Raw genomic sequence first — 2,689 nt, 5'->3', positions numbered from 1 at the left:
TGAATTTGAGCTGAAATTAAGCCGTGCCTTTCGGGGCTGTATATTCACGCTCGATTGCGGTTCTGCCATGCGCCTATTAAAATTTTACTTCGCAAAGCCGGCTCCTCCGCGCTATTGGCAGACGCTCTTTTGCACGATAAGCGTAAAATTTTGTGCCGTTCGCGCGCGAAACGGACGCCGCAAAATTTGCGATTTAGGATAAAATTCTAAAACCTGTGGTAAGATTTCGCAGTTTCGTATCTACGCGGAATTTCTCTCAGGCACATACGGCGCGCGACTTGCAAGCTCTGATAATTTAGCGTTTAAAGCAAGCTCGATGCCTTACAGATAGGCTAAAGCGCGAGGTCGGCGTCATCCAGCGCAGCGAGGAAGGGCGCAGGTGGGCGAGTCGGTTTGCGCCCGAGGCGCGATTTGCTGGGAGTAGGCGAGTTCTCCGCTCTGCCGTAATTTTGCTAAGCAATCGCGGCGAAGCGGGACAATTTAAATTTTGGATTTTGTATGAACGACGAATTTTACATGGATTTGGCGCTGCGAGCTGCGTGGCGCTATCAGGCCTTGACGCTACCCAACCCCGCCGTGGGCTGCGCGCTGCTGGATAAGAGCGGCAGAGTTCTAAGTATAGGCGCGCACAAAAAAGCGGGATTTTTGCATGCCGAGGTAAACGCTGTTTTCGCCGCGCTGTGCGATCTGGACGTAAATTTTGCGCAGGATTTCGCTTGCGAATACGCCCGCAAATTCGGCGTAAAATTTCAAAACACAAAAGCTCTAAAAAGCGCGTTTTTGCAGCCGAGCTTCACTTACGATTTCATCTTAAACCGCCACGGCGGGCTTTTGCGCGGCGCTTGCGCCTACGTCACGCTCGAGCCCTGCGCACACCGCGGCAAGACCCCGTCTTGCGCCGAGCTTTTGGCGGAGCTCGGACTGTCGCGCGTGGTAATCGGCACGCGCGATACGAACGCACAGGCTGCGGGCGGCGCGGAAATTTTACGCCGCGGGGGCATAGAGGTGAAATTTGACGTTTGCCATACCGCGGCAGCGGAGCTTGCGGAGCCGTTTTATCTGGCGCGCGAGAGCGGCTTTTGCTTCATCAAAATCAACGCCGCGCTAAACGGCGCGGTACATGGGCGAATCGGCAGCGAGAAGCAGCGCGCGTTCGTGCACGAGTTGCGCGGCGTATGCGATTACGTAGGCGTGGGCGGGCAGACCGTGCGCGTCGACAGACCGACGCTGGACGTGCGTGCGGCTAAATTTGATGAAATTAGCACTTTGGCAGGCAGAGCCGATATGTCGGCGCTAGACGTGCGTGCCGCGTCGCAAAATCTAAAGCCGCGCGCACCCGATGTTTGGATTCGTTCGCGCCGCGCACTTTCGGATTTTGATGCGAGCATTCCGCTTTTTGGCATCGCAGGGCGCAAAGTGGAGGTCTCGCAGTCGCTGCCTGCGGGTGCCAAAATCACGATGATAGAGGTGGGGGCGAGTTCGTTTGACGAGTTCGCGCAGTTTGCGAGCCATGCGCTTATTTTTTACAGCGCGCAGATGAGGGACGCGGGAAATTTTAAAGCAAATGCCGCGTTACGACCGCTTTTTATCTCCAGCGCGGGCGATCCGCATCTAGAAGCGAACGAATTCTACGGCTGGTTTAAAATTTTAAAATGAAAGGTTTATATTACTGCCGATATAAAAATCAGCGCAACTACTATTATTATGACGAACACTAGCACTTTATCTATATTATATTTCCTTTTAGGGCTGCAATTTTGCAAGAAAGCACCAAGCTTGTATCCGCTGATATGAAATAGCCAAGCGGTCCAAATCGATCCGAGGGATAGGCACATCGCCGCAAATGTAATTTCTGATTTATTTAATATCATTATGCCGACGATCATAAATAAAGATAGCAGACTAACGATAATCACGCCTATCGTCGAAAAGGCGATAAAAAATATAAAATTTAGCTTGCAATCGATGCCTAAAATGCGAAAATTAATAATTTTATTTGCGATATAAAATGCGGATATTATCGTTAGGATAGCTTTTGCGACCTCGGCGCCCAAGGAAGCGTAGGGCAATAGCGGTACGCCAAAAACCGCATTTGATATGATGCCTACGTGCGATAAAGTAAAGCCGAGCGAGAATGAGAATACGCCCGTCAGTAAGATGCCTAGAAGTAATTTATATAGATATATTTTCATACGCAATCCTTGAAATTCTGCGAAATTATACGAAACGATGGCTTAAAACTTTAATCGTAAATTTAGCGTAAGCTTTGAAATTTTTCACGTATGCCGCAAGCAACGGCGCAGAGCGAGTATAAAAAACAGATATATGCCGCAAGCGGGACAAAAGCGACAAATCCCGAAGCATAAACTAGCGCTACTAATACATATGTCGCATTTGCCAGCGCAGGTATGCTATAAGTCCAAAGCTCGGGCTTTTCAAAAGGGGTGTAGATATTATTCAAATACAAAGCTAAATTTAAGACAAGCAGTAGAAAAAATATATAATTCTTTTTCATAAAAGGAAAAGCGGCGCAAACCAAGACTACTATCAAATTTAATGCGATAAGAAAACCTATATAATTAATATCTATAAAGGCGCAAAGGTAGAATTGATGGAGGCTGTCGAGAAGAAGACCGAAGCTGAAATCGCTACTTATTTACGTGATAAACAAGAGGAGGCAGAAGCGGAA

3 protein-coding genes are annotated in these 2,689 nt (G+C 48.4%); 1 reads left to right on the top strand and 2 read right to left on the bottom strand.

Going from position 1 to position 2,689, the window contains the following annotated elements:
• Window positions 1-498 precede the first annotated feature (498 nt).
• Window positions 499-1,656, top strand: a complete 1,158-nt coding sequence (gene ribD, locus Q0095_RS02420) for a bifunctional diaminohydroxyphosphoribosylaminopyrimidine deaminase/5-amino-6-(5-phosphoribosylamino)uracil reductase RibD (protein ID WP_297881027.1) — start codon at window positions 499-501, stop codon at window positions 1,654-1,656.
• A gap of 5 nt (window positions 1,657-1,661) precedes the next feature.
• Here ribD and Q0095_RS02415 read toward each other — a convergent pair whose 3' ends face one another.
• Window positions 1,662-2,192 (bottom strand): hypothetical protein, encoded by a 531-nt coding sequence (locus Q0095_RS02415; RefSeq protein WP_297881025.1) that lies wholly within the window; start codon window positions 2,190-2,192, stop codon window positions 1,662-1,664.
• A 62-nt stretch (window positions 2,193-2,254) separates the two neighbouring features.
• Window positions 2,255-2,515, bottom strand: a complete 261-nt coding sequence (locus tag Q0095_RS02410; RefSeq protein WP_297881023.1) for a transporter — start codon at window positions 2,513-2,515, stop codon at window positions 2,255-2,257.
• Window positions 2,516-2,689 lie beyond the last annotated feature (174 nt).

Source organism: uncultured Campylobacter sp., from assembly GCF_938045535.1.
GTDB lineage: Bacteria > Campylobacterota > Campylobacteria > Campylobacterales > Campylobacteraceae > Campylobacter_B.
The sequence above is the reverse complement of the archived record's forward strand: the minus strand, read 5'-3'. Positions and strand labels throughout refer to the sequence as shown.

Bases quoted from the DNA above. Each gene is read 5' to 3' on its own strand.
- ribD (WP_297881027.1), top strand. From the start codon at position 499: ATGAACGACGAATTTTACATGGATTTGGCGCTGCGAGCTGCGTGGCGC.
- Q0095_RS02415 (WP_297881025.1), bottom strand. From the start codon at position 2,192: ATGAAAATATATCTATATAAATTACTTCTAGGCATCTTACTGACGGGC.
- Q0095_RS02410 (WP_297881023.1), bottom strand. From the start codon at position 2,515: ATGAAAAAGAATTATATATTTTTTCTACTGCTTGTCTTAAATTTAGCT.